The sequence below is a fragment of the Streptomyces sp. NPDC005483 genome, assembly GCF_040606035.1.
Classification (GTDB): Bacteria; Actinomycetota; Actinomycetes; order Streptomycetales; family Streptomycetaceae; genus Streptomyces.
Genome location: NZ_JBEXEA010000007.1, coordinates 113,362 through 134,277, shown reverse-complemented (window position 1 = coordinate 134,277; position 20,916 = coordinate 113,362). Strand labels below are relative to the sequence as shown.

Sequence of the window (20,916 nt, the reverse complement as noted above, 5' to 3'; positions counted from 1 at the left end):
ATGACTACCGCACACGAAGGGGACGTGGTCCTCGGCGCCCTCGGCCAGATGGGGACGCGCATCGACTGCGCCGGATTCAGCCGCATCGACCTCGAAGGCCCGCAGGTGCTGTGGCTGGTCGTGTCGGGCGCGGTGGACCTGTTCGCGGTGGACGCCGAACAGCAGGGCCACTGGCACCACCTGGGCCGCCTGGAGCCGGGCGCCCTGCTGCTCGGCCCGGTGCCCGGCCCTCACCACACCTTGGTGGCACGGCCCTTGCGGGACTGCGTCCTCCACCGCATCGGCCTGCGCGAGCTGTACGAACCCGCGAACACCCAGACGTGGTCGTACGACGAGTACGGCAACCCCCAGTACGTGCCGCCGACGACGAGCCCGCTGGAGTACGCCCTCGCGCTCGGAGTGGGCCGGAGCCTGTCCATCCTCTTCCAGGCGCCGATGGCCGACGAGCGGGCCGCCGCCCCGACCGACGACGACGTGTTCTGGATGCAGGTGCCGCCGGGCAGCGTGCAGTACGGCTCGCTCTACGGCGCCGAGGCGGCCGCCGACCTGCTGATGGACCCCGGGGTCTGGCAGTCCATGGTCGACCAGCAGTACCGGCTGCTGACCACGCTGGACCGCTGGATCGAGCAGTTGGAGCGCACCCACGAGACCCGGACGGCGGCCGGTATCAAGGCCGGTGAGGCGGTGCGCGCGCAGGCCGACCGGACGCTGCTGGCGTCCATCGGCAGGTCGAAGCAGCGCGCTACGGCGGCCGACGCCGACGCCAGTTACGCGGCCTGCAAGCTGGTGGCCGACGCGGCGGGGATACCGCTCGCCGAGAACGCGCAGAGCGGCACCGAGAGCGACCGTCTCGATCCGGTCGAGCGGATCGCTCTCGCCTCCCGCGTCCGTATCAGGTCCGTACGGCTGGACGGTCGTTGGTGGCGGGACAACATCGGTCCGCTGGTGGGTCACCGGGCACTGTCGGGCGCGCCGGTCGCGTTGCTGTGGCGGCGCGGCGGCTATGTGGCCGTGCATCCGGCGACGGGCCGCGAGACGCCGATCGAGAAGGACAACGCGGAGGAGTTCGAGCCGCGCGCGGTGATGTTCTACCGCCCGCTGCCCGACCGGAAGCTCAGCCCGCTGGGGCTGGTCCGGTTCAGCATGCGCGGCACGGGCGGCGATGTGACGAACCTGCTGCTCAGCGGTCTGGTCACGGTGGCGATCGGCGCGCTGGTCCCGATCGCGACCGGCAAGGTGCTCGGCGAGTTCGTGCCGAAGGCGCAGACCGCCCTGATCGTGCAGGTGTGTCTGGCCGTGATGGTCAGCGGTGTGGTGACGGCGGCCTTCATGCTGCTGCAGAACCTCACCATGCTCCGCCTGGAGGGCCGTATCGAGGCGACCCTCCAACCGGCCGTCTGGGACCGGCTGCTGAGGCTGCCGACGAAGTTCTTCACCGAGCGCTCGACCGGTGAACTCGCCAGCCAGGCCATGGGCATCAGCTCGATCCGCCGGATGATGGCGGGCCTCGGCCCGACGGTCGCCCAGTCGGTGACCGTCGGCGCGATGAACCTGGGCCTGCTGTTCTGGTACAGCGTCCCGATGGCCATGGCGGCGATCGGCATGCTCGTCGTCATCGCCGCCGGCTTCCTCGGACTCGGGCTGTGGCAGGTGCGCTGGCAGCGACGGCTCGTCGTGCTCAGCAACAAACTGAACAACCAGGCCTTCCAGACCCTGCGCGGCCTGCCCAAGCTGAGGGTGGCGGCGGCGGAGAACTACGCGTACGCGGCCTGGGCCTCGGAGTTCGCCCGCAGCCGCGAGCTCCAGCAGAAGGTCGGCCGGATCAAGAACCTCACCTCGGTGATGGGCTCGGTCTATCTCCCGCTGTGCACCCTGCTGATGTTCATGCTGCTCGCGGGGCCGGCACGCGGGTCGATGTCGGCGGCGGAGTTCCTCACCTTCAACACCTCGGTGACGATGCTGCTGACCGCGGTCACCTCGCTCACCGGCGCCTTCGTCTCGGCGGTGGCCGCACTCCCCCTCTTCGAGGAGATCAAGCCGGTCCTGGAGGCCCAGCCGGAGGTCCGCACGGCGAGCACCCGGCCGGGACCGCTGACCGGGGCGATGGAGGCCCGCAGGCTCTCCTTCCGCTACTCCGACGACGGCCCCCTGATCCTCGACGACGTGTCCTTCGAGATCCGTCCCGGCGAGTTCGTGGCGATCGTCGGCCCCAGCGGCTGCGGCAAGTCGACCTTGCTCAGGCTGCTGATCGGCTTCGACCGCCCGGCGTCCGGGAGTGTGTTGTACGACGGCCAGGACCTGGCCGCCCTCGACCAGTCGGCGGTGCGCAGGCAGTGCGGTGTCGTGCTCCAGCACGCCCAGCCGTTCACCGGCTCCATCCTGGACGTCATCTGCGGTACCGAGCCCTACACGCCCGAGGAGGCGATGGCGGCGGCCGCGATGGCGGGGCTCGCGGAGGACATCCAGCGGATGCCGATGGGCCTGCACACCATCGTCTCCGGCAGCGGGGCGATCTCCGGCGGCCAGCGCCAACGGCTCATGATCGCCCAGGCGTTGATCCGGCGGCCGCGGATCCTCTTCTTCGACGAGGCGACCAGCGCGCTGGACAACGACACCCAGCGCACGGTCATCGAGTCCACCAAGGCCCTCAACGCCACCCGGATCGTCATCGCCCACCGGCTGTCCACGGTGCTGGACGCCGACCGCGTGATCGTGATGGAGAACGGCAAAGTCGCCCAGCAGGGGCCGCCCGCTCAGCTCCTCGCGGACACGGGCGGGCGACTGCACGAGCTGGTGCGGCGGCAGATGGCGTAAGGGGCAGCGTTGCGGGACTGCCTTCAGTCCATCCCCGGGACCGCTGCCCCGGAGGGGACGCCGGCGTCGACGTACGCCTCGTAGAGCTCCTTCCACTGCGGCCGTTCGAACCCTCCGTCGCGGGCGCGTGCGTCGAGGGCGGCGAGGCACACGTCCCAGCCGGCGCCGTTGCGGGCGGCGGCGTCGGCGGCGCTCAGCACGTTGGTGAGCGTGAAGCGCGTCCGCTTCACGTCGAGCGGCTCCAGGTCGAAGCGCAGTTCGTCACCGCCCCACTCGAAGGAGAGGTGCCGGGGCTCGTCGACGGCGATGACCCGGCCGGTGGAGTCCGCCATGTGGGGGTCGCCGCTGAACCTGATCGTGCCGCCGGGGCGCAGCTCGATCTCGGCGCGGGACGGGAACCAGCGGGCGAGTTCGTCGGCGTCGGTCACGAACTGCCAGACGCGCGCGGCCGGGTGGTCGTAGGTGCGGCTGAAGCGGACGGCCGGGCGGCCGTCGTCCAGGGTCAGATAGGTGCCGGTGAGGTCTGCGGCCATGTGGATCAGTCCTTCGGGGCGGGTTCCTCGGGGGTGGTGGGCGCCGTCTCGTCCAGGCGGTCGCCGAGCGTGTCCAGGCTCGTGTTCCAGAGCGCGCGGTAGGGGGCCAGCCAGGCGTCGAGCTCGGCGATCGGGCCCGGGTCCAGGGCGTACACGCGCCGTTGCGCGTCCTGCCGTACCCGGACCAGGCCGGCTTCCCTGAGCACCTTCAGATGCTTCGAGGTGCTCGGCTGGCTCAGTCCGCACGCCTCCACGATCTCCCCGACGGGCCGGGGCCGCTCCAGGAGCAGCGCGACGATGGCCCGGCGGTGGGGGTCGGCGAGGGCGGTCCAGAGCGCGGTGTCGGACATGGCTTTAATATGCCTCGCCAGTTATATGCCAGTCAAGGAATGCACCCGGGGACACACGACCGATGGGACCCCAGCGAAACGTTGCCGTTTCGCTCGGAGTACTCTAATCTCGACGTGTACGAAACCGTTTCGTTTACGAGGCGGATGAGCCCAGCCGACTTCCCTGGAGTTGTTCCCATGTCCCAGAAGACTCTGACCGAGAGCGGGCGGGAGGGTGCCGTCGAGGCACCGGCCGAAGCTTCGGCCAGGCGATGGTGGATCCTCGCCGTCGTCGCGCTCGCCCAGCTGATGGTGGTCCTCGACGCCACCATCGTGAACATCGCCCTCCCCTCGGCCCAGGCCGACCTCGGCTTCTCCGACGGCAACCGGCAGTGGATCGTCACCGCCTACGCCCTGGCGTTCGCTTCCCTGCTGCTGCTCGGCGGCCGGATCGCCGACCTCTTCGGGCGCAAGACGGCCTTCCTCGTCGGGGTCGTCGGCTTCGCGGCCGTCTCCGCACTCGGCGGCGCCGCCACCAACTTCGAGATGCTGGTCACCGCCCGTGCCCTGCAGGGCGCCTTCGGCGCGCTCCTCGCCCCGGCCGCGCTCTCCCTGCTCAACACGACGTTCACCGACGCCCGCGAGCGGGCCAGGGCGTTCAGCGTGTACGGCGCGATAGCCGGCGCCGGTGGCGCGGTGGGCCTACTGCTCGGCGGCGTCCTGACCGACGCGCTCGACTGGCGCTGGACGCTGTACGTCAACGTCGTCATCGCCGTCGTCGCCTTCGCGGGCGGCTGGCTGCTGCTGCACAACCACCGTGACGCCGCGAACTCCAAGCTGGACGTGCCCGGCACGCTGCTGGTCGCCGCCGGTCTCTTCTCCCTGGTGTACGGCTTCTCCAACGCCGAGACGCACGACTGGGACTCCCCCGCGACCTGGGGCTTCCTGATCGCGGGCGGTGTACTGCTGGCCGCCTTCGCCTGGTGGCAGACCCGCGCCGCGCACCCGCTGCTGCCCCTGCGCATCCTCCTGGACCGCAACCGGGCTGCCTCCTTCCTCGCCGTGCTGATCTCCGGCGGCGGCATGTTCGGTGTCTTCCTCTTCCTCACCTACTACCTCCAGCTGAACCTGGGCTTCAGCCCGACCAAGACCGGTGCGGCGTTCCTGCCGATGGTCGCCGCGCTGATGGTCGCGGCACAGGTCAGCACCACGATGCTGGTCCCCAGGATCGGGCCGAAGGTGGTCATCCCGGCCGGCTTCGCGGTCGCCGCGGCCGGGATGGCCTGGCTGACCGGGATCGGCGTCGGCTCCAGCTACACGTCCCACGTACTGCCACAGCTGATCGTGACCGGCTTCGGCCTCGGTCTGGTCATGCCGCCGGCCATGCAGCTGGCCACCGGCGGGGTCGCGGCCGAGGACGCGGGAGTCGCCTCCGCCACCGTCAACGCCATGCAGCAGGTGGGTGGTTCGATCGGTACGGCGCTGCTGAACACGCTGGCCGCGAGCGCCGCCGCCGACTACCTGGCCGGCAAGGACCCGACGAACAAGCTGGTCCAGGCCCACGCGACGATCGAGAGCTACACCACCGCGTTCTGGTGGTCGGCGGGCCTCTTCGCCGTCGGCGCCCTGATCACCTTCCTGCTCTTCCGACGCGGGGTGGCCGAGCAGGACCCGGACGCCGCACCCGTCGTACACATGTAGCCGCCGCGCAGGAGCCGCAGGTCCCAAGGGCCGCCGTCAGCAGGGAGACGGCGGCCCTTCTCGCGCCCTTCGCCACCGCCGCCGACAGGCGGTGCCCGGACGGTGGCGGAGAGCGACGGCCCGTCGGAACGGCGGACGTGAAAGCGTTCTGCGTGGGTACCCACAGGGCCATGCGAATAAGCGTGGTGGATGTCGGGTCGAACACGGTGCGTCTGGTGGTGGCGGACGCCGAGGACGGGGTGCCACTGCCGGTGCACACGGCGAAGTGGCGGCTGAGACTCGCCGATCATGTGCGGCCGGGCGGGCCGATCCCCGAGGAGGCCGTGGAACGCCTGGTGGAGGCGGTGGAAGGAGCTGCCCGGACCGCCGCCAGGTGGGGGGCGGCAGGGCCGCTGGCCTTCGCCACCGCGGTGGTGCGCTCCGCGCCGAACCGGCAGGAAGTGCTGCGCACCGTCCGCACCCGCACGGGCATCGGGCTGTACACCCTGCCCGGCGAGGTGGAGGCGGAGCTCACGTTCCTCGGGGCGCGGCGCTGGATGGGCTGGCGTGCGGGGCCGCTCGCGCTGTTCGACATCGGCGGCGGGTCCCTGGAAGTCGCCTTCGGACGCGGCCGGTTGCCGGACTACGTGGCCTCGCTGCCGCTGGGGGCGGGCCGGCTGACCCACGAGTTCTTCGACGGGCAGGATCCGCCGCCCGCGGAGCTCGTGCGGGCACTGCGCCGCAAGGTCCGCCACCAGCTGCGGGACGTGGCGTCACGGATCCGCTGGGAGGGACCGCGCACCGCGGTGGCCACCTCACGCACCTTCGAGCAGTTGGGGCGGTTGTGCGGGACCCCGCCCGGGCGGCGCGGACCGTTCGCGGAACGCCGGATGCACCGGGCGGACCTGCGGGAGGCCATCGGGTGCCTGGCCGCCCTCCCGGCCGCGCGGCGGGCCGAACTGCCCGGCATCTCCGCTCCGCGCGCCGCGCAGAGCCTGGCCGGTGCGGTGGTGGGCCACACGGCGATGAAACTCACCGGCATCAGGACCGTCACCATCTGCCCCTGGGCGATCCGCGAGGGAGTCCTGCTGCGGCACATCGAGGACGGCGCCTCCTGGTGGGCCGAGATCGCCCGCCGCAACGAGGAGGACACCGTTCCCCCCGAGCCGGTACCCCTGCGTATCGCGGCCACCACCTGAACGACCGAGAGAAGGAGACGACCGTGCCGGAGACGAACAAGAAGCCCGACAGCGCCCTGGACGAGGTTCTGCACGAGTTCGAGGACGCCGAGAAGCGCGTCGAGGACTCCGACGGGAAGCGGGCGCACCGGGGCGAGGGCGGCGACGCGACCACCCCCAACGAGCGCGCCCAGGAGGAATCCGCAGGCGAGTGACCTGGAGAGGCCCGGGCGGGCAGGGGTGACCCGCCGCCGCCCGGGTACCCGGGGGCCATGCCTCAGGACCCACGAGAACCACAGCTGCCGCCGGCCCGGGGCCCGGTCTCCGCCGCAGTCCAGGAGTATCTGCTCGGCGCCGGACCGCTGCCGCCGCACGAGACCGTCGCGAGCGCGGACGTGTACGGCGACGACCTCCAGCTGGCCCTCTACCTCTGCTACGAACTGCACTACCGCGGCTTCGCGGGCGTCTTCGCCGACCACGAGTGGGACCCCGCCCTGCTGCGTACCAGGGCGGCCCTGGAACACCGCTTCCTGTCCGCCCTGCGCACGGACACCCCGGTCCGCGACAGCGTCGAGGACGCGCTCGCCGGGCTGCTGGTGGAGCCCATCGACGGCACTGGAGTCAGCCATTTCCTGAGCAAGGAGGGCGAACTGTGGCAGGTGCGTGAGTACGCGGCCCAGCGCTCGCTCTACCACCTCAAGGAGGCCGACCCGCACGCCTGGGTGCTGCCGCGGCTGTGGGGCCGTGCCAAGGCGGGCATGGCCGCGGTGGAGTTCGACGAGTTCGGCGGCGGCCGCGCCGACCGCGTCCACGCCCTGCTCTTCGCGAACCTGATGACGGACCTGGGCCTGGACACGACGTACGGGCACTACCTGGACGCGGCCTGCGCGGAGATGCTCGCGACGGTGAACCTCATGTCCCTGCTGGGCCTGCATCGCAGCCTGCGCGGAGCTCTCGTGGGCCACTTCGCGGCGGTCGAGATCACCTCCTCACCCGGCTCCCGGCGACTCGCCGAGGCGATGCGCCGCACCGGCGCCGGACCGGCCGCCGAGCACTTCTACGACGAGCACGTCGAGGCCGACGCCGTCCACGAACAGGTCGTACGCCACGAGGTGATCGGCGGTCTGCTGGCCGAGGAACCGCACCTCGCCGCGGACGTCGCCTTCGGTATCGACGTCACCGGACATGTGGAGGACCGGCTCGCCGACCGCCTGCTGCGCGACTGGGCCGACGGACGCTCGTCCCTGCGCACACCCCGGCTTCCCGAAATCCACCATATTTCCTGAATGCCGGGGTACTGGGGCAAGGTGAGATCACTGATGCCTCCTCTGGTCCTCCCCGGTGTCTACGGCCCGCAGGAGGACACCGCGCTGCTGGCCGGAGCCCTGTCCGAAGAACCGCTGCCGCCCGGCGCGGATGTCCTGGACGTGGGCACCGGAACCGGTGCTCTCGCCCTCCAGGCGGCGCGCCGGGGCAGCCGGGTGACCGCGGTCGACGTGTCGTGGCGGGCGGTGTGCACGGCCCGCGCGAACGCCTGGCTGACCGGCGCGTCGGTCAAGGTCCGGCGCGGAAACCTCTTCAGTCCGGTGCGGGACCGGTCTTTCGACCTCATCCTGACCAATCCGCCCTACGTACCGGCGCCGACGGACGTCCGGCCGCCTCGGGGCCGGGCCCGGGCCTGGGACGCCGGCCACGACGGGCGGTTCGTGCTGGACCGCGTCTGCCGGGAGGCACCCGCCCTGCTGCGCCCAGGAGGAGTACTGCTGATCGTGCACTCCGAACTGAGCGACTCCGGACGCACGGTGGGGCATCTGCGCGACGCCGGCCTCAAGGCCGCCGTGACCCGCCGTCACCGCATCGCGTTCGGACCGGTGCTGCGCAACCGGAAGGACTGGCTGCGTCAGCGCGGTCTGCTCTCCGCCGCCGACGAGAAGGAAGAGCTGGTGGTCGTCCGTGCCGAACTCCCCCTCTGACTCCGGCCGGCCGTGCCGCATCCGGATCCAGCACCGCGGCCCACTGCTCGTGGAGGGCCCGGTGGAAGTGGAACTGGAGGACGGCACCACGGTCGCCTCCGACCGCTTCCGGGTGGCGCTGTGCACCTGCCGGCGCAGTCGTCGCTATCCGTGGTGCGACACCAGCCACCGGGAGCGGACCCGCTCATAGACAGCACGTCGGGTGACCCGAGGGTCCGGCGGACGGCCCCACTCCGTCCGCCGGCCCTCGGTGCGGGATCTCGGGGTGCCGTGAAAGGGGCGCACTCCCCAACTGCGGGCCCCTCGGGCAGGTCACGGACACCACGCGATCCCGGTCTCTCAGAACGCGAAGACGCTCGATCCGTAGGTGCTCTTCGCGCACTCGTTGGCGAAGGTGCGCTCGTAGGAGACGCGCTTGCCGCGCCAGACGCCGTCGACCGTGACCACCACGGGGCGATACTCCTTCGTGCACTGGGCGTCGGATCCGGCCCCCAGCGCGTCGAAGTCCCCTGCGGCGGCACGCAGTTCGGCACAGGCCTGGGCCGCGGCCGGATGGGTGCCCGAGGAGCCCGGGGCACAGGTCAGGGTCACGGCACGTTCCGGGGTGACGGCGGCGGCGCTCTCGCCGTGGCCGAGGGTGAGCACGAGGGCCGACGGGGCGTAGAGGCCCGACGCGGCGGCCGGTTCGGCGAGGGCGGCCCCGGTGAGGGGTCCGCAGACGGCGGTGGCCGTGAGGCCGAGGGTCGCTGCCCAGCGCGCGGTGTTCCGCATTGTGTGCATCCTTCCGCTGGTTCGAGGGTGTGCCCTCCGACTCGGTCGGTGCCGGAGCGGCGAGCGCGAGTCTGCCGAGTCCTGGCCCGAACTTCACATCGACCCCACGGGTTTCAGTAACCTTGCGTGTTGAATCAGTGGCGTGAAGTCACATCATCCGAACGGGCGAGCCCCACAACCGCGCGGTTCTTGATCGCCCGATCCGGCCGGATGGCCTGATCACCCCGCCTCGGCAATAGGCCTGAAACATTCCGCTTCAGCCATGAGCGCACATCGTCCGGGCCCCTTGCGTTCATGAAGCGATGGAGTAATCGTCATTACATGATTACCGACGAACAGCGAGAGAAGCTGCGCGGCTGGTTCACCGGCCGGTTGCCCGACGACCTCTTCGAGGCCCTGGTCGACGTGGTCGTCGACCGCGAGGAGATCACCGTGATCGGCCGCATCCCCGGCCCCCGGCTCACCGAGGACGTCTCGGCCGCCGAGCGGGAGGCGGCCGTACAGGGCCGGATCCAGGAGTTCCGGGAGCGCACCCGGGAGGACCGCGTCGAGGTCGCCCGCGAGGCCGAGCACCAGTTCCGCCGCAAGGTGTCCTGGGGCGTGGAGTGCGACGGCGAGCGCGCCCTGTTCACGCATGTGGCCGCGCCCGTCATGACCCGATTGCGCCAGCCCGAGCGCCAGGTCCTGGACACCCTGATCGCCGGCGGGGTCGCCCGCAGCCGCAGCGACGCGCTCGCCTGGTGCGTCCGGCTGGTCCAGCAGCACACCGACGACTGGCTCGCCGAGCTGCGGGAGTCCCTGGAGCACGTCCAGCGGGTGCGGGAGCGGGGGCCGGACACCGAGGGGGCCGGCGATTCCTCCAGCGGTGCCCCGGAAGCCGGATAGGACGTTCGCCGGCCGGGCTGTCGGTGCCGTCCGCTACGTTGCGGGCATGACTGATTTCGTACTGGTGGCAGGAGCGAGGCTCGGGGCGTCGGCGTGGGACGAGGTCGCCGCCGAGCTGCGCGCGGCCGGGCACCAGCCCCATCCGCTGACGCTGTCGGGCCTCGCCGAGAAGCGCGGTGTCACGGCGGGACAGCAGACCCATGTGCGGGACATCGTCGACGAGGTCGAGCGGCTGGACCTGCGCGAGGTGGTGCTCGTCGGGCACAGCTACGCGGGCGTCCCCGTGGGGCAGGCGGCCGAGCGGATCGGCGACCGGCTCGCGCGGGTGGTGTTCGTGGACTCCAGCGTGCCCGTCGACGGGGAGTCGTTCCTGTCGGGCTGGCCGAGCGACGACGTCCGCAAGCAGATCGCGGAGAACGACGGCTTCTGGCCGCTGGTGGGCCCGGACTACTACGCCGGCCAGGGGCTGACGGACGAGCAGATAGAGCGGATCATCGACCGCTCGTCCCCGCACCCGGGCGCGCCGCTCACCGAACCCGCCGTCCTCACCCGTCCCCTGGACCAGCTCCCGGCGACCTACATCAAGTGCCTCCTCGACGACGAGGAACCGATGCCCGTCGTCGCCGAGCTGCTGAAGAGCGAGCGCTGGGAGCTGGTCGAGATGGACACCGGCCACTGGCCGATGTTCTCCCAGCCGGTCGAACTGGCCCGGATCCTCGCCGAGGTGGGCGCCCCCTCCTGACCGCACCCGCCCACCGATATCGTCGGCGCACCCGACGACGAGAGGCGGCTGCGGCGGATGGCCAAGCACTGGGCGGACTTCCAGTACGAGATCTATCTGAGCGGGATGTCGGGCGCGGTGCCCCGGCTGCCCACCGACCTGACCCGGCTGGAGGATCTCACCGAGCAGCGCCTGGGCCCGGGGCCGGTCGGCTATGTGGCGGGCAGCGCGGGCGACGGCAGTACGGCGCGGGCGAACCGGGCGGCTCTGGAGCGGCGCCGGATCGTCCCGCGCATGCTGCGGGACGTCCACGAACGCGACCTGTCCGTCCGGGTGTGGGGGCGTGCCCTGCCCGCCCCGCTGGCCCTCGCACCGGTCGGCGTCCTGTCGATCATGCACCCCGACGCGGAACCGGCGGCGGCCCGGGCGGCGGCGGCACAGGGCGTGCCGTACATCCTGTCGTCCGCCTCCAGCACGCCGATGGAGCAGGTCGCCGAGGCGATGGGGGACGCCGAGCGCTGGTTCCAGCTGTACTGGCCGAAGGACCCGCAGGTGGCCCTGAGCTTCCTCAGCCGGGCCAAGGCAGCCGGGTTCACGGCCCTGTTCGTCACCCTGGACACCCCGTTGCTGTCCTGGCGGCCCCGCGATCTCGACCAGGCGTATCTGCCGTTCCTGCGCGGCGTGGGCACCGCCAACTACTTCTCCGACCCGGCCTTCCAGGCGGGCCTGGCCAAGCCGGTGCACGAGGACCCGAACGCGGCCGTGCTGCACTTCGTCGGCATGTTCGCGGACCCCGGCAAGACCTGGCCCGACCTCGCTCTCCTGCGGGAGAACTGGGACGGGCCGATCGTCCTCAAGGGCGTCCTGCACCCGGACGACGCCCGCCTGGCCGCCGATGCCGGGATGGACGGGGTCGTGGTCTCCAACCACGGCGGCCGTCAGGTGGCCGGGGCCGTCGCGGCGGCCGACGCGCTGCCGCGGGTGGTGGAGGCGGTCGGGGACCGGCTGACCGTGCTCTTCGACAGCGGTGTCCGCACCGGCGACGACGTCTTCAAGGCCCTCGCGCTCGGCGCCCGCGCGGTGCTCCTCGGACGGCCGTACGTCTACGGCCTCGGCCTCGACGGGCAGGCGGGCGTCGAGCACGTGATCCGCTGTCTGCTCGCGGAGTTGGACCTCACGCTCGCCCTCTCGGGGCATGCGAGCCCGGCCACGGTCGGCCCCGACGACCTTGTGGAGGACCGTACGTGAGGGGAGGCCTCCGCGGAGGAGGCCTCCCGGCCATCGGCGGACCCGCGAGGGGACCGTCGCTAGACCCGGTCCGTGAGATCAGCGGGCCGGGCCTGCGGGGCGGCGCTCCCGGTGACCGACAGCGAGCCGGGACTGGCGCGGGCGGCCGCGTCGGTCAGCCAGCGCTGCTGGTCCGAGCGGTCGCGGACCTTGACGACGACATCGGTGCCCGGCTCCTCGCCGGTGGAGGCGAGGGCGAGCTGTTCGTCCCAGCGTGGCAGTAACTCCCCCTGCACGGTGAAGTCGTAGCGCACGTCGTCGGCCCGCCCCGCCTTCTCGTCGGCGCACCTGCCGAGGATGACCACGCCCGCGTCCCCGTGCGAGTCCAGGCACAGTTCGGGATCCGCCTCGCTGCGCAGCAGGCCGTCCTCCTCGTACGACCACTGCTGGGTCCGCTCGGTCGAGCAGGCCGCGAGTTCGGTGCCGGCGCCCGCCTTCACCGTGCCCCGGATGTCGAGGCAGAGGTCGGCGGCGGCGTTGCGCAGCCGGGTCACCGCCGGGGCGGTGGGCAGTTGGGCGGTGCCCGGCGTCCCGGTGCCGGCGCCCGGGGCCGTGCCGCCGCCGGTGGCGCTGGTGGAGGCGGCCGGGTCGGCGCCGCCGTCGTGGGACCACAGGCCGGCGGCGAGCATGGCCGCGAGGAGGCCGGCGGAGGTGAGGCCGACTCCGGTGAGCAGCGTCCGTGAGGACCGCAGGCCCCCGCCCTCGCCGGGAGCGCGGCGGCCGGGAGCCGGGATGCGCGCGAGGATGCTGCGGCGTCCCGCGCCGTGCCGGCCGGCGCCCCGGCTGCGGGCCGCCGTCTGGGGCGTACGCCCGGCGCGCAGTTCGAGATAGCGGCGGGCACCCCAGCCCAGCACCGCCTCGGCGATCAGCAGGCCCAAGCCGCCCTCGAAATGGCTCAGTTGTTCCGCGGCGGACCGGCAGTAGCGGCACTCGGCGAGATGCTCCTGGACATCCGGCAGCAGTGCTCCGCCGCGGCGAATCGGAACGTCGAGGAGACGGTTGTAGAAGCGGCAATCCTTCGTCGGCGCGAGTTCCCGATGGGCATGTACACATCCTTCGCGGAATTTTTCACGCGCCTGTTCGAGCGCGGCCGACGCGGTGTCGGTGTCCATACCGAGCAGGGCGGCGGGCACGGCTATCGACTCCGCCTCGACCTCGGTGTGCCACAGCAGGCAGCGGGCGAGTCCGGGAAGGGACTGGAATGACCGCTCGGCGAGCTTGCGGTTTTCCGGGGTCATGGACTTCGCGGCCCGCATACCCCGGCCGCCGTTCGGTTTCACCAGGTCCGGCAGAACACCGGTCGTCCGGTCCTCGGCCGTCCACTCCCTGACCGTGTCCCGCACGGCCACGAGGGTTCTGGGGCGCAGCGCGAGGGCCGGCTCGCCGAGCGCGAGCCGGTCCAGGACCTGGTGAAAGGCGGCCGCGGCCACCATGGAGGCGGTATCGGAGTCGGACGCGAGGCAGATGACCGCGTAGTCGTGCGCCGGTTTCCAGTGGCGCGCCATGAGCAGCGCGACGGCCTGGGCGGACTCACCGTCGGGACGGCCCCTGAGCCGGGCGGCGAGATCCTCGTCGGATTCTCGGGAGGCACCGCCGGGCGGCGGGTAAGGAGGGAGCGGTGGGTGGGGGGTTGGCACTGAGCGGGTTTCCTTCCCACGGGCATGGGACTCACAGAAGCTCTCCCGCCGAAAAGGAGTGCCGAAGGGGCATCCCTTTTGGGCGCGGGCGTGGGAAGCACGAATTCGCCGACGCCTCTCCGCCCCGGTTCCCCACGGGACGAATGCGACCCGGTCCTTGCCCCCCACACAGGTGGTTCACCCTTGCACAAGTCACTCACGGCCAACAAGGCACCTGGGCAACATCGGCGCCATTTGAAAGATAGTCAGAGCAGTTCGCAACTGCGTGCTCTCGCACCTGCTTTCGACATTCCGTGCGCCCCGTGTGAACCCCGCGCACGCGCCGGAGCGCCGCGCACGCTCCCCCGAGGCGGTCACCGGTAGTCCACTGGAGTCGGCCCTTCTCGGAGGCCCCGCGCGGGACGGCGGCTCTCCCGCGCGAAACCCCGGCCGCCGACCCCGTTCCTCCCGCCCTCGGTCGGCGGCCCCCGGGGGCGGGGCGGTCGGCGTCCGGCCGGGGCACCCTGATCTCGCTGCGGACCATCTCGCCGCAGGCCGGTTGCCGGTGCGGGCGGGCGCCCTCAGATCTGCCAGGAGCGCAGCCGATCGGCCGCGCCGTACACGTCGGTCTTGCCGGAGATCAGATCGCGGGCGAGGTCGACGAGGGCGCCGTAGGGCGGGTCGATGCCGACGCCGCTGACGAACATGTAGGCCACGGCGGTGGCGCAGGCGAAGCGGGCGTTGGCCGACGGTAACGGCTTGAGCAGGGCCAGGGTGTGCAGCAGGGCGGCGGCACGCCAGGCCGGGTCGGAGTCGACGCCGAGGCGGGGCGGGTCGACCCGGTGCCGGGCCACGGCGGCGACGAGGGCCGAGAAGTCGTTGATCGTGGGCTGGTCGGGCAGAACCTCTTCGTGCCGCTGGAGCAGCCAGGGCACGTCGATGTGGACCACGGAAGCCATCGGTCAGCCGACCCGCCCCGCGCCCCTGGCGGCCGGTTCGTCCTCGGGGAAGGCGGCGGCGAACTCGTCGGCGTGGGCGGAGAAGAACCGCCGGAACGCTTCCGCGCCTTCCTGCAGGGCCCGGTGCCGGGCGATGTCGGCCGCGGCGGCCTCCCGCACGAGGGCCTTCATCGACGTACCGCGCTCCTTGGCGATCTGCCGCAGGTCCTCTAGTTCGCGATCGCTGAACTCCACGTTGAGAGCTGGCATGTCCTCACGGTACCGCGCGGGTACTCGACCGTAAATAAGTGCAGGTCAACATGGCCGTCAAGCGGTACCGAAGAAGCCCGAGCACGGTGTCCGGTTCCCGCCGGACGTGCGGCGGGCCGCATCCCACACTCGAAGGGGAGGAGGAAACGACATGACAGTCACCCCCGACCTGGCCACCGCCCGGGTCGCCGAGACCCGCTGGGCCGCCCTCGCCGCCGAGTTGGACGTACACGGCTGCGCGCCGACGGCACCGCTGCTGACGCCGGCCGAGTGCCGGGACCTGACACGGCTGTGGGAGAAACCGGAGCTGTTCAGGACCACCGTGGACATGGCACGCCACCGCTTCGGCTCGGGCGAGTACCGCTACTTCACCCACGACCTGCCCGCCCCGCTCGCCGCCCTGCGCGCCGCGCTCTACCCCCGCTTGCTGCCCGTCGCCCGCGACTGGGCGGCCCGTCTCGGCCGCCCGGCCCCCTGGCCGGACTCCCTGGAGGAGTGGCTGGAGCGCTGCCACGCGACCGGGCAGGACCGCTCGGCGCAGATCATGCTGCGCTACACCGCGGGCGACTGGAACGCGCTGCACCGGGACGTGTTCGGCGACCTCGTCTTCCCGCTCCAGGTGGTCGTGGGTCTGGACGAGTACGGCACCGACTACACCGGCGGCGAGTTCCTGATGGTCGAGCAGCGGCCCCGCGCCCAGTCCCGGGGCACGGCGACCGTCCTGCCCCGGGGCCGCGGTCTGGTCTTCACCACCCGCGAACGTCCGGTGCGCACGAAGCGTGGCTGGTCGGCCGGGGCGATGCGGCACGGGGTGAGCGTCGTGCGCTCCGGTCGGCGGCACGCGCTGGGGATCGTCTTCCACGACGCGTCCTAGCCGGCTCGGCCGCCCGGTGCCGCTCCACGAGATCGGCCTGGCGGACGCGGATCCCGCGCCGGAGGTGGGCCTCGCCTTCCCCAGGGACGTCGGCCAGGCCGTCAAGACGTCGGTGGCGCGCTGGGTGTCGAAGGGAATGGTGCCGCAGGGCGCGGCGCCGCCTCTCATCTCCGCCGCCATCGGCCAGACCGCCCCGACGGCTCGGGTGAGGCGTGGGTCACATTCCCGCCGTCGGATGTCACATTCCGGCGCCCTCGGGCCTCGCAGTAGTGAGCGCGCTACTGGGAGGTCACACGAGATGTCCGAGATCCCCGTTCCCGACGCCGAGCAGGCGACCGGTGTCTTCGTCGAGCACCGGGAGCTGTTGTTCGGCGTCGTCTACAACATGCTGGGCAGCGTCACCGACACCGAGGACGTGCTCCAGGACACCTGGTTGTCGTGGTCGCGCCGGGGTGTGGGCGGTATCGGCAACCCCCGCGCCTATCTGGTCCGGATCGCCGTCAACCACGCGCTCCAGCGGCGGGCCGTGGTCAACCGCCGCCGCGAGACGTATGTCGGCCCCTGGCTGCCCGAGCCCCTGGTGACCGACGAGGCGAACGCCGACGACCCCGCGCTGCGCACCGAGTCCGTGTCGCTGGCGATGCTGGTGGTCCTGGAGTCGCTGTCCCCGCTGGAACGCGCGGTGTTCGTGCTGCACGAGGTGTTCGGGTACGCCCACACCGAGATCGCGGAGATCCTCGACCGTGCCCCGGCGGCCGTACGGCAGGTGGCGCACCGCGCGCGGGCCCATGTGCACGCCCGCCGTCCGCTGTACGAGGCGCATCCCCGGGTCCGCCGGGAGGCGACGGAACGTTTCGTGCGGGCCGCCCTCGGCGGGGACATCGCGGAGCTGATGGAGATCCTCGCGCCGGACGTGACGGTGTGGACCGACGGCGGCGGGATGCGCAAGCAGGCCCTGCGACCGGTGCACGGCCGGGAGAAGGCGGCACGGCTGCTCACCGGGTACGCGAAGCGCGGCGGAGCGCAGCACCTGGACCTGGACCTGCGCTACCGGCGGGTCAACGGCGACGACGCGGCGGTGCTGTTCGAGCACGGCTCGCCGTACGCGGTGATCGTCCTGGACCTCACCCCGGAGGGCGACCGGGTCTCGAACCTCTTCATCGTCACCAATCCCGACAAGCTCACGCACATGCGGAAGGAGGACGCGTGACCGCCACGGAACGCCCGGCACAGCCGGGGAAGGGCGAGCGGCTGTCCGGCTGGCTCGACGGACGATTCGGCACCCGCACCCTGGGCGCGAAGTACCTGCGCAAGGTCTTCCCGGACCACTGGTCCTTCCTGCTCGGCGAGATCTGTCTGTACAGCTTCGTCGTGCTGATCCTGACCGGGGTGTGGCTCACACTGTTCTTCCACCCCTCGATGAACGAGGTGACGTACCACGGCAGTTACACGCCCCTGAACGGTGTGCGCATGTCCGAGGCGTACGCCTCGACGCTGGACATCAGCTTCGACGTGCGCGGCGGCCTGCTGATCCGGCAACTGCACCACTGGTCGGCGCTGATCTTCGTTGCCGCGATGCTCACGCACATGATGCGGCACTTCTTCACCGGCTCGTTCCGCAAGCCGCGCGAGGTCAACTGGCTGTTCGGCTGGGCGCTGCTGTTCCTGGGCCTGTTCGAGGGCCTCTTCGGCTACTCGCTGCCGGACGACCTGCTGTCCGGCACGGGCCTCAGGTTCGTCTACGGCGCCACCCTGTCGGTACCGGTCGTCGGGACGTACCTCGCGCTGTTCCTGTTCGGCGGCGAGTTCCCGGGGCACGACATCGTGGCCCGGTTCTACTCGCTGCACATCCTGGTGATCCCCGGCATCATGGCGGCGCTCGTGGTGGCCCATCTGATCCTGGTCGTGTACCACAAGCACACCCAGTTCGCGGGGCCCGGCAAGACGGAACGCAACGTGGTCGGGACGCCGTTCTTCCCGGTGTACCTGGCGAAGGCGGGCGGCTTCTTCTTCCTGGTGTTCGGGGCGCTCACGCTCATCGCGGCGGTGGCGAGCATCAACCCGGTCTGGTCGTACGGCCCCTACCGCGCCGACCAGGTCTCCACGGGCGCCCAGCCGGACTGGTATCTGGGGTTCGCGGAGGGCCTGGTGCGGGTGATGCCGGGCTGGGAGGTCACCCTGTGGGGGCACACGCTGATCCTGGGGGTCCTGATCCCCGTCGTGATCTTCCCGCTCCTCCTGGTCTTCATCGGCGTGTACCCGTTCCTGGAGGCCCGGTTCACCAAGGACAGGAGCGAGCACCACCTCCTGGACCGCCCGCGCAACCGTCCGGTCCGTACGGCGATCGGCGCCTCCTGGATCAGCCTGTACCTGATCCTGCTGGCGGGCGGCGGCAACGACATCGTGGCGACCCGGCTGCACCTGTCGATCAACACGGTCACCTGGGCCGTGCGGATCGGGATGTTCGTCGTCCCGGCGGTCGTCTTCGTCGCCACCCGGCGCGTCTGCCTGGGTCTCCAACTCCGGGACCGGGAGCTGGTGTTGCACGGCCGGGAGACCGGCGTGATCAAGCGGCTGCCGCACGGTGAGTACGTCGAGGTGCACCAGCCGCTCGATCAGGCCCGGCTCCACACGCTCACCGCGCACGAGCGGCCCGGTGAGCTGGTGGAACATGCTCAGGTCAGCCTTGATCCGCCACGAAGGACGCCATCCGGGTCAGGGCCGAGTTCCAGTTGATGGTGTGCTCGTTGGTCGACCAGGACTGGATGTCGTCGATGTAGCAGAACTGGCCGACACAGCCCTGGAGTTTGCTCTGCGCGTAGGGGTCCTGGATGGAGGAGTTCGGTCCGCCGGCCAGGGTCCCCTTCGGCGGGTTGGGCATGTTCGGGTCGAGCTGGTGGGCGTACCAACGGGCGTGCTCGTTGTGGGAGTTGACCTCGCCGTAGCCGGTCACGTACGAGATGTTCAGCGCGTTGCGCCCGAAGATGTAGTCGATGCCCTGGAGCGCGCCGTCCCGGTACTTCGAGGCGCCCGTGATGTCGTAGGCGGTGGCGATGACGATCCCGTTGTGCAGGATCTGGTGGTTGGAGCCCCAGTCGTAGAGGTTGCCCTCCGGGGCGTACGGCATGCCGTACGGGTGGGCGTTCAGCGTGGCCAGGTAGCGGTCGGCGCCCTTGACGACGGACTGCCGCACCTTGTCGCGGCCGGGCAGCTTGCTCGGCACGGTCGCCAGGTCGAGCCGGGCCGCGGCGGCGGTTCGGGCCCAGTCGTAGCCGACGGGGGTGAAGATGTCGGCGGTGTGGACGGGTGAGGCGAGCACCTGGTCCTGGAACGCCCTCTCCCCCGTGGTGAGGTACAGCTCGGCCGCCGCCCAGTAGAACTCGTCGCTGACGTTGCTGTCGGCGTAGGTGCCGCCTCCGGTGCCGTCGCTCTCCGAGGCGTACAGGTCGGGATGGGCGAGCGCCGCGGTCCACGCCTTGCGGGCGGCCGCCAGGGCCTTCGCCGCGAACGCCTTGTCGTACGGCCGGTACAGGCGGGCGGCCTGTGCGGCGGTCGCGGCCAGGTTCAGGGTCGCCGCGGTGGACGGCGGGTGCAGTTCACGCTTCTGCGGGTCCTCGCTCGGCAGCAGCGGCAGACCGGTCCACTGCTCGTCGTGGACCTTGTGGTGGACCATCCCGGCCAGCGGCTGTCCGTCCGGCACCTGCATCTTCAGCAGGAACTCCAGCTCCCAGCGGGCCTCGTCGAGGATGTCGGGCACCTTGTTGCCGCTCTCGGGGATGGCGAGGGTGCCGTCGCCGAGTTTCGCCGGCTGCCCGGTGCGGGCCAGCAGCTCGCGTTCGTAGGTGCTCAGCACCTCCCAGGTGGAGATGCCGCCGTTGACGACGTACTTGCCGTGGTCGCCGGCGTCGTACCAGCCGCCCGTGACGTCGAGGGTGTAGTCGCACACGCCGGGCTGGCAGGGCACGTTCTTGTCACCCTGGTTGGGGGCCACGTTCACGTGCCCGGCGGCCCGGCCGTAGCCCGGGCGCAGGTCGTCGCGGATCGCGATGCCGCTGCGCTGGGTGTAGTAGTACTTCGCCGCGTCGAGGCGGAGCTCCTCGTAGGCGCTCGTGCCGATGTCGAAGGGGCGGCTGGTCTCGCCGTCCGCGACCAGGGTGAGACCCGTGCCGCGCTTCTTGTAGGCGCCGAAGTCGATGGAATGGACGTTCTGCCCGGAGGAGGCGTCGGTGCCGCGCGGCACCGTCCAGCCGTGGGCGACGACGGTGCCGGAGGCGTTCTTCAGCTGCCAGGGCAGTTTCGTGACGGCGTCGGTGACCAGGGTGGCGTTCTTCGGCCCGGCGGGCAGATAGGCGACCTGATTGACCCGCACGCGCGGTCCGGTGTCGGGCTCGTACACCTCGGGCGGGACCCCGCCCAGCAGGGAGGCGTTGTCCATACAGAAGCGGAACGGGTCGGCGCTGCCGCCGAGTTGGAAGCCGACCTGGCCCTGTGCGGTGTCGACGGGCGAGGTGAAGGTGTAGGAGTAGGAGTTCCCGGAGACGCTCAGCTGCGGGCTCACCTCGAACCAGGTGTCGTAGGGCGCCACTTGCAGCCCCACGATCGCCCGCACCACGTGTCCTTCGGGCGAACCCTTCGCGGTGAAGGAGAACTTGTACGACTCCCCCTTCACCAGGGTGACGTCGTTCTGGCCGACGGCGGCGTCCCAGCGGTTGGCGGTGCCGCCCGGCACGTCCGCGCAGAGCTGTCCGTCGGAGACACCCGCGGGGACGTTGCTGGTCGTCCACCAGGGCTCGGTGGTGGTGTCGAAGGTGCCGTTCTTGAGCTGCTCGACCTCGTCGGCGACGGCCGGGGACTCCGGCGAGGCCACAAGTACCGCTCCCAGCAGGGCGGTCAGGGACAACAGGGCGGTTCTGCGTCGGTTCACGTCCGGGCTCCTCGGGGGAGGTACAGGCGGCGCTCATCATGGGAGCGCTCCCAGCTGACGGTCGCAGGCCATGTTTGTTGCAGGCATGACACCCAGTCAACGGTCCGGACGGCACGGGTTCCC

The 20,916-nt window shown here is 71.4% G+C and carries 20 protein-coding genes; 13 read left to right on the top strand and 7 right to left on the bottom strand.

The window, feature by feature from the left end; all coding sequences use genetic code 11:
* A complete protein-coding gene (locus ABZT06_RS15675) occupies positions 1-2,814 on the top strand; it encodes an NHLP bacteriocin export ABC transporter permease/ATPase subunit (RefSeq protein ID WP_355740421.1) in 2,814 nt (937 codons plus the stop codon).
* Between the two features lie 23 nt (positions 2,815-2,837).
* Here the strand turns inward: ABZT06_RS15675 and ABZT06_RS15670 are convergent, their stop codons facing one another.
* Both ABZT06_RS15670 and ABZT06_RS15665 read right to left on the bottom strand, forming a co-directional pair.
* Complete coding sequence (locus ABZT06_RS15670) at positions 2,838-3,347, bottom strand: SRPBCC family protein (RefSeq protein ID WP_355740419.1); 510 nt, start codon at positions 3,345-3,347, stop codon at positions 2,838-2,840.
* A 5-nt stretch (positions 3,348-3,352) separates the two neighbouring features.
* Positions 3,353-3,697, bottom strand: coding sequence for a metalloregulator ArsR/SmtB family transcription factor (locus ABZT06_RS15665; RefSeq protein WP_355740417.1), 345 nt, complete (start codon positions 3,695-3,697; stop codon positions 3,353-3,355).
* Between the two features lie 177 nt (positions 3,698-3,874).
* Between ABZT06_RS15665 and ABZT06_RS15660 the strand changes: the two genes are divergently transcribed.
* The 6 genes from ABZT06_RS15660 to ABZT06_RS15635 all read left to right on the top strand — a co-directional run bounded on the left by ABZT06_RS15660 (position 3,875) and on the right by ABZT06_RS15635 (position 8,697).
* On the top strand, positions 3,875-5,377 hold the full coding sequence (locus ABZT06_RS15660; RefSeq protein ID WP_355740415.1) for an MFS transporter: 1,503 nt from the start codon (positions 3,875-3,877) through the stop codon (positions 5,375-5,377).
* 170 nt (positions 5,378-5,547) lie between these two features.
* The gene (locus tag ABZT06_RS15655; protein ID WP_355740413.1) at positions 5,548-6,555 is read left to right on the top strand and encodes a Ppx/GppA family phosphatase; all 1,008 of its coding nucleotides are present in this window, start codon (positions 5,548-5,550) and stop codon (positions 6,553-6,555) included.
* 23 nt (positions 6,556-6,578) lie between these two features.
* A complete protein-coding gene (locus ABZT06_RS15650; protein ID WP_355740411.1) occupies positions 6,579-6,749 on the top strand; it encodes a hypothetical protein in 171 nt (56 codons plus the stop codon).
* 57 nt (positions 6,750-6,806) lie between these two features.
* Positions 6,807-7,820 carry an iron-containing redox enzyme family protein gene (locus tag ABZT06_RS15645; RefSeq protein ID WP_355740409.1) on the top strand — a complete coding sequence of 338 codons (1,014 nt, stop codon included), beginning with the start codon at positions 6,807-6,809 and terminating at the stop codon, positions 7,818-7,820.
* Positions 7,821-8,507, top strand: a complete 687-nt coding sequence (locus ABZT06_RS15640; RefSeq protein ID WP_355740407.1) for a HemK2/MTQ2 family protein methyltransferase — start codon at positions 7,821-7,823, stop codon at positions 8,505-8,507. It abuts the gene before it with no gap.
* Complete coding sequence (locus ABZT06_RS15635) at positions 8,488-8,697, top strand: CDGSH iron-sulfur domain-containing protein (RefSeq protein ID WP_355740405.1); 210 nt, start codon at positions 8,488-8,490, stop codon at positions 8,695-8,697. The genes ABZT06_RS15640 and ABZT06_RS15635 overlap by 20 nt, the downstream gene beginning before the upstream one ends.
* Positions 8,698-8,846: 149 nt before the next feature.
* Here the strand turns inward: ABZT06_RS15635 and ABZT06_RS15630 are convergent, their stop codons facing one another.
* Positions 8,847-9,278 (bottom strand): protease inhibitor, encoded by a 432-nt coding sequence (locus tag ABZT06_RS15630; protein ID WP_355740403.1) that lies wholly within the window; start codon positions 9,276-9,278, stop codon positions 8,847-8,849.
* A 321-nt stretch (positions 9,279-9,599) separates the two neighbouring features.
* On the opposite strand from ABZT06_RS15630, the gene ABZT06_RS15625 reads away from it, so the two are divergent.
* From ABZT06_RS15625 to ABZT06_RS15615, 3 genes are read left to right on the top strand one after another with little or no spacing between them, the layout of a single operon-like run.
* On the top strand, positions 9,600-10,163 hold the full coding sequence (locus ABZT06_RS15625; protein WP_355740401.1) for a hypothetical protein: 564 nt from the start codon (positions 9,600-9,602) through the stop codon (positions 10,161-10,163).
* 46 nt (positions 10,164-10,209) lie between these two features.
* Complete coding sequence (locus ABZT06_RS15620; protein ID WP_355740399.1) at positions 10,210-10,905, top strand: alpha/beta fold hydrolase; 696 nt, start codon at positions 10,210-10,212, stop codon at positions 10,903-10,905.
* 57 nt (positions 10,906-10,962) lie between these two features.
* On the top strand, positions 10,963-12,132 hold the full coding sequence (locus tag ABZT06_RS15615) for a lactate 2-monooxygenase (protein ID WP_355740398.1): 1,170 nt from the start codon (positions 10,963-10,965) through the stop codon (positions 12,130-12,132).
* Between the two features lie 59 nt (positions 12,133-12,191).
* On the opposite strand, the gene ABZT06_RS15610 is transcribed toward ABZT06_RS15615, so the two are convergent.
* The 3 genes from ABZT06_RS15610 to ABZT06_RS15600 form a co-directional block, all read right to left on the bottom strand.
* Positions 12,192-13,808, bottom strand: coding sequence for an RICIN domain-containing protein (locus ABZT06_RS15610; protein WP_355740397.1), 1,617 nt, complete (start codon positions 13,806-13,808; stop codon positions 12,192-12,194).
* A 560-nt stretch (positions 13,809-14,368) separates the two neighbouring features.
* Positions 14,369-14,746, bottom strand: a complete 378-nt coding sequence (locus tag ABZT06_RS15605; protein WP_007386606.1) for a hypothetical protein — start codon at positions 14,744-14,746, stop codon at positions 14,369-14,371.
* A 3-nt stretch (positions 14,747-14,749) separates the two neighbouring features.
* On the bottom strand, positions 14,750-14,995 hold the full coding sequence (locus ABZT06_RS15600) for a hypothetical protein (protein ID WP_020117150.1): 246 nt from the start codon (positions 14,993-14,995) through the stop codon (positions 14,750-14,752).
* Positions 14,996-15,146: 151 nt separating this feature from the next.
* On the opposite strand from ABZT06_RS15600, the gene ABZT06_RS15595 reads away from it, so the two are divergent.
* The 3 genes from ABZT06_RS15595 (at position 15,147) to ABZT06_RS15585 (ending at position 18,605) form a co-directional block, all read left to right on the top strand.
* Positions 15,147-15,869 carry a 2OG-Fe(II) oxygenase gene (locus ABZT06_RS15595; RefSeq protein ID WP_355740394.1) on the top strand — a complete coding sequence of 241 codons (723 nt, stop codon included), beginning with the start codon at positions 15,147-15,149 and terminating at the stop codon, positions 15,867-15,869.
* A 298-nt stretch (positions 15,870-16,167) separates the two neighbouring features.
* Positions 16,168-17,079 carry an RNA polymerase sigma factor SigJ gene (gene sigJ / locus ABZT06_RS15590; protein WP_355740392.1) on the top strand — a complete coding sequence of 304 codons (912 nt, stop codon included), beginning with the start codon at positions 16,168-16,170 and terminating at the stop codon, positions 17,077-17,079.
* The gene (locus ABZT06_RS15585; protein WP_355740390.1) at positions 17,076-18,605 is read left to right on the top strand and encodes a cytochrome bc complex cytochrome b subunit; all 1,530 of its coding nucleotides are present in this window, start codon (positions 17,076-17,078) and stop codon (positions 18,603-18,605) included. The genes sigJ and ABZT06_RS15585 overlap by 4 nt, the downstream gene beginning before the upstream one ends.
* On the opposite strand, the gene ABZT06_RS15580 is transcribed toward ABZT06_RS15585, so the two are convergent.
* On the bottom strand, positions 18,550-20,793 hold the full coding sequence (locus tag ABZT06_RS15580) for a glycoside hydrolase family 9 protein (RefSeq protein ID WP_355740388.1): 2,244 nt from the start codon (positions 20,791-20,793) through the stop codon (positions 18,550-18,552). The genes ABZT06_RS15585 and ABZT06_RS15580 overlap by 56 nt on opposite strands.
* Positions 20,794-20,916: the final 123 nt, after the last annotated feature.